This is a genomic window from Streptomyces jumonjinensis, from assembly GCF_009600885.1.
GTDB classification, from domain to species: domain Bacteria; phylum Actinomycetota; class Actinomycetes; order Streptomycetales; family Streptomycetaceae; genus Streptomyces; species Streptomyces jumonjinensis.
The window spans coordinates 1-4,384 of the sequence record NZ_VCLA01000136.1 but is presented as its reverse complement, the minus strand read 5'-3'; the positions used below and the strand labels follow the sequence as shown (position 1 = coordinate 4,384).

Sequence of the window (4,384 nt, the reverse complement as noted above, 5' to 3'; positions counted from 1 at the left end):
GGAGCCGACACGCGCGATGGCGGATGCGCTCAGTCGTTTCCTACCCTTTCGGCAGCTCTTCAGAACCTTGGGCCGGTTCGGAGCCTGAGCCGGTTCCGGCGCACGGTGGTGCCGTCCAGACCCTCGTGACAAGATCCCCACAAGCATCAACTGGAGTTGACACACGTAAAGTTCGCTTTCGGCAGGGCGGAGCGCGGGCTGTCCCCCACGGCTGCCGGCGGAGGCTTCCGGCAGGCAGGAGGAGACGCGCATGGCGGATGTCCCCCGCGAGCTCGGCGATGTGCTGGAACGGATCAGAACTCTGTGCGGACAGCTGGAGAAGCATCCTCAGGGGGTGTTGGAGGTCGCGAGACTGTCCTACGAGTCGGGGCTGTCCGCCCAAGAGGTGATATCGCTGCTCAACGGCGAACCCGTGCCCAGAGCGGCGCTCCGGGACGTGGTCCGGCAGCGTCTGACCCTGCTGATCTCGACGCGGCGGCGGCACGCCGACGGCAGGGTCGAGCGGCTGGCGGACGGCGAGGACGGACATTCCCGGGGCGAGGTCGCGGGCGGCATCGGCATCAGCGTTCAGGGTCTGCACCGACTGCTGAGCGTCGGGACGCCGTCTCTGTCGACGGCGCTCAGGATCTGTGAGTTCTTCGGAGTTCACGCGGGGTTTCTCACCGAAGCGGCCGATGAGGCACTTCTCCGGCTGCTCCGCGAGCGCACGCGGATCCTGGAGCGCGAGCGCACCCGGGCCCTGGAGAGGGAGAGCGCTCGGGCCCTGGGAAGGGAGAGCGAGCGACCGGTGTCCGTACCGCCGGCCGATCACGGGGTACGCCGTGTCGCCTTGCGGATCGTCGGGAGCCTTCCTGAAGATCAGCTGAAGGGGCTCATCGGGCTGCTGGGTCACCCCCCGGAAGACTTGTGACCTGGCATCGGCATCCCCTTCCAGGAGGACCACGCGCCGGTCACTCCACCGGGCGCCCGGCGACGCCCGCACACCCTTCTACCGCCCACAGGAGACGTCCAGATGAATCCCGCCCGCAGCTCCGAAGAGCAGCACCGATGATCAACATTCCGTTCTTCGCGGGCTCCGCGCTCCTGGCCGTGGCCGGCTTGCTCAAAGTGCCCGCGCTCATCCGGGCACGCCGCACCAGCCAGTGGCGCCTGCTGGCCGCCGTATGCGCGCTGCTGCTGGCCGGCTCCCTCGTCCTGCTGCTCGCCGCGCCGGACAACATCGCGCTCTTCAACCGCTGGACGGGCGTCACCAACTTCTCGGCGCCGCTGGTGTACGGCGTGCTGTCGGCCTTCTCCGCGGTGAGCATGGTGCTCATCCTCGTCTGGCGGGACATACCTCCCGGGGGGTCGCGGCTGACGCCGCGCCGCTGCCTGGTGGTGTACACCGTGATCAGCGCGGCGATCGTGGGCCTGTTCATCGTGGGCGACACTCCGGTCGAGCGGCTGCGCGACTTCGACACCTACTACGCGAACACCCCGTACATCCGGGAAATGATCGTTCTGTATCTACTCGCGCACGGCTTCGCCTCGTCCGTGATGGTGGTGCTGTGCCAACGGTGGGCGGCCCACGTCGACGGCCTGCTCCGGCTCGGGCTGCGGCTGCTGGTCGTCGGCTACGGCCTGGATCTCGCGTACGACATCGCCAAGGGCCTCGCCGTGGCCGCCCGTTGGGCCGGCGGGAACTGGGACGACCTCAGCACCATGGTGGCCCCGGTGTTCGCCCTGCTGTCGACCCTGATGGTCGCGACCGGGTTCATCCTGCCGTTCGTCGGGCTCCGGCTGCGCTCGTCGGCCATAGCGTTCCAGCAGTGGCATCGGATGGCGCCCCTCGCCCGTCTGGTGGTGACGCACTCCGACATGGCCAAGGTGTCGCGTTCCCGGATCGGCTGGGCCCCGGAACTGCGCATGATGCAGCGGCAGGCCGCCTGCCACGACGCCCTGCTCGAACTCCGCCCCTTCATGGACCCGAGGATCCGGGAGTTCGTGCGGGAGCAGGCCGCCGACCGCGGGCCGCGAGCGGAACTGGAGGCCATGGCCGCGATGGTGGCCGTCGCCGCCGACACCAGCTCGCTGTACCGCACGGCGCACGAGAAGGCCCTCACCGCCGCGACGGCGCGCGGCGCGCGCTCCCCGGAGGAAGAGGCGAAGAACGAGGGGCGCCGCGCGGTCCTCGACGCCGGCCGCTATATGAGCGGCGCCGACGACTCCCACCCGTACAGCAGCCTTCCCGATCTCGCCGAGCTCTCCGTCGCCCTCAGCCGATCCGACCACGTCCGGTCGGCCCGCAACACTCTGGCGTCCCCTCGTGTATGACAGACCGTACGACCGGCTCCACTCCCACTCCCGACCTATCGCACGCACTGGAGGGCACATGAGCACCATCGAGTACGCGTCCCGCTCCGTCGACGTACCCGGAGGCCGTATCCACGTGGTCGAACACGGCCAGGGCCCGCTCGTCGTCCTGGTCCACGGCTTCCCGGAGTCCTGGTACTCCTGGCGCCACCAGATCCCCGCACTCGCCGCCGCCGGATACCGGGTCGCCGCGATAGACGTCCGCGGCTACGGCCGCTCCGTCAAGCCCGCCTCCCTCGACGAGTACGGCATGCTGCATCTGGTGTCCGATGTCGTCGGCGTCATCACCGCCCTCGGCGGCGGCACACCGGCCGTGGTGATCGGCCACGACTGGGGGGCGACCATCGCCGCGCAGACCGCCCTGCTCCGCCCGGACCTGGTACGTGCGGTGGGTCTGCTGAGCGTGCCCTACACCCCGCGGAACGAGCACGTCCCCACCGAGGTGTTCACGGCGCTCGCGCCGAAGGGCGCGGAGTTCTACATCAGCTACTTCCAGGAGCCGGGGCGCGCGGAGGCGGAGATCGAGCCCGACGTACGCGAGTGGCTGCGCGGCTTCTACGCGGCGCTGTCCGCGGAGACGGGCGACATGGGGGTGTTCATGATCCCCGAAGGGGCCGAGATGCGCGACGCGTTCCCGGCCGCCACACCGGCCTGGCTCACCGACGAGATCCTGGACCGCTTCACCGCCGAGCTGACGGCCGGAGCGGTGACCGGCGGCCTCAACCGGTACCGCTGCATGGATCGGGACTGGGCGCTCACCGGTGCCTGGGCGGGCGCCCGGATCCTCCAGCCCGCCCTCTACATCGGCGGCGACAAGGACGGTCCCGGCGTATGGCTGAAGCAGGCGATCGAAAACTTTCCCTCGACCATGCCCCGTGCCCAGACGCATCTGCTGAAGGACTGCGGGCACTGGATGCAGCAGGAGCAGCCGGAGCAGGTCAACGCGCTGCTGACCCAGTGGCTGGGCGCTCTGCCGCAGCGGGACACGGAGTAGGGCCCCGCCCCGCGAAGCGAGCCTGCCGACGTGGATCCGCCGCACTCCGGCGTCCGTCGCCGCTCAGGGCGCGATGACGCTCCGGGGCCGGACGGGCGCGGAGCGTCGCGCCCATCCGGCCCCGGTGGCGCAGACGGCAAGGCGGAGCCGGGCCGCCAGGGCGGATTCGTCGTGGCGTACGTCACAGCGCCCTCACGGGGGCCCGGCAGTCGGCGTGGGTACGGAGGGAGCAACAGCCCCTTTCCGTCGGCGGTTTCCGGCCACAGGCCGGGCGGCGCGCGGCCCCACCCCGCCCCGGGGCAACTTAGGTCACCCTTCCCTACCTCAGCGGCTCTCTGGTAAAGCTGGACGGGTCCCGCCCGCACACCGGAAGTCTTGCCATGGGTCAGCAGAGAGCCGAGGGCCTCATCCCTTTCACGATCGACCTCACCTTCGAGGAGGCCCGGCGACGGGCCGAGGTCCTGACCGCCCTCGGCCCGGACTGGGATCCGATGGCCGCACTCCAGGACGAGGAGGCCGCGTACGCGCTCCTCTACTCCGGCCTGGACGATGAACAGCGGCGCGTCCACGACATGCTCGTCGCGGCCGGCGTGCTGCCGGGAGAGGGGCCGGGCCGTGCGGCTGCCCCTTGATCCGCAGGCGGACGCCGCCCGCCGGGCCTGGGTCGCCTGCCCGGTCTGCGACGACGCCGACACCTGTGTGACCTGCGCGGACCGGCGCAACTGCGGTGAGCACTGGCGCTATCTGATCTCCAACGACGGGCCGGTCGTCCACCTCCAGTGCCCCGGCTGCACCCATGTGTGGTCGATCGACACCAGGCCCGGCGTCACCCGCCGGAACGACCGCGCGCCCTTCTCCTGAGGTCCACCGCCGACCGACCGGCCTCCGTGCGGAGAAGGGCGCCTGACCCGGGCCGGCGCCCGTCAGACACCGGCGAACACCTGGGGCTCGCCGGAGGGTGCGCCATCGGCCTGCATCTGCTCGGCGAGTTTCATCGCCTCCTCGATCAGCGTCTCGACGATCTTCGACTCGGGCACG

At 70.6% G+C, this 4,384-nt stretch carries 5 protein-coding genes; all 5 read left to right on the top strand.

Annotated features, from left to right (window positions below; all coding sequences use genetic code 11):
* The first annotated feature begins 250 nt into the window (after positions 1-250).
* Positions 251-910, top strand: coding sequence for a helix-turn-helix domain-containing protein (locus tag FF041_RS16065; RefSeq protein WP_153523450.1), 660 nt, complete (start codon positions 251-253; stop codon positions 908-910).
* Between the two features lie 137 nt (positions 911-1,047).
* On the top strand, positions 1,048-2,313 hold the full coding sequence (locus FF041_RS16060) for a DUF6545 domain-containing protein (RefSeq protein WP_153523449.1): 1,266 nt from the start codon (positions 1,048-1,050) through the stop codon (positions 2,311-2,313).
* 58 nt (positions 2,314-2,371) lie between these two features.
* On the top strand, positions 2,372-3,346 hold the full coding sequence (locus FF041_RS16055) for an alpha/beta fold hydrolase (RefSeq protein ID WP_153523448.1): 975 nt from the start codon (positions 2,372-2,374) through the stop codon (positions 3,344-3,346).
* 380 nt (positions 3,347-3,726) lie between these two features.
* The gene (locus FF041_RS16050) at positions 3,727-3,978 is read left to right on the top strand and encodes a DUF6400 family protein (RefSeq protein ID WP_153523447.1); all 252 of its coding nucleotides are present in this window, start codon (positions 3,727-3,729) and stop codon (positions 3,976-3,978) included.
* Entirely contained in the window at positions 3,962-4,207 is a 246-nt protein-coding gene (locus FF041_RS16045) for a hypothetical protein (protein WP_323391928.1), read from the top strand. Before FF041_RS16050 ends, FF041_RS16045 begins: the two co-directional genes overlap by 17 nt.
* Positions 4,208-4,384 lie beyond the last annotated feature (177 nt).

What these genes read in the sequence shown, in the direction of transcription:
- FF041_RS16065 (WP_153523450.1), top strand. Translation starts at nt 251, where the DNA reads ATGGCGGATGTCCCCCGCGAGCTCGGCGATGTGCTGGAACGGATCAGA.
- FF041_RS16060 (WP_153523449.1), top strand. Translation starts at nt 1,048, where the DNA reads ATGATCAACATTCCGTTCTTCGCGGGCTCCGCGCTCCTGGCCGTGGCC.
- FF041_RS16055 (WP_153523448.1), top strand. Translation starts at nt 2,372, where the DNA reads ATGAGCACCATCGAGTACGCGTCCCGCTCCGTCGACGTACCCGGAGGC.
- FF041_RS16050 (WP_153523447.1), top strand. Translation starts at nt 3,727, where the DNA reads ATGGGTCAGCAGAGAGCCGAGGGCCTCATCCCTTTCACGATCGACCTC.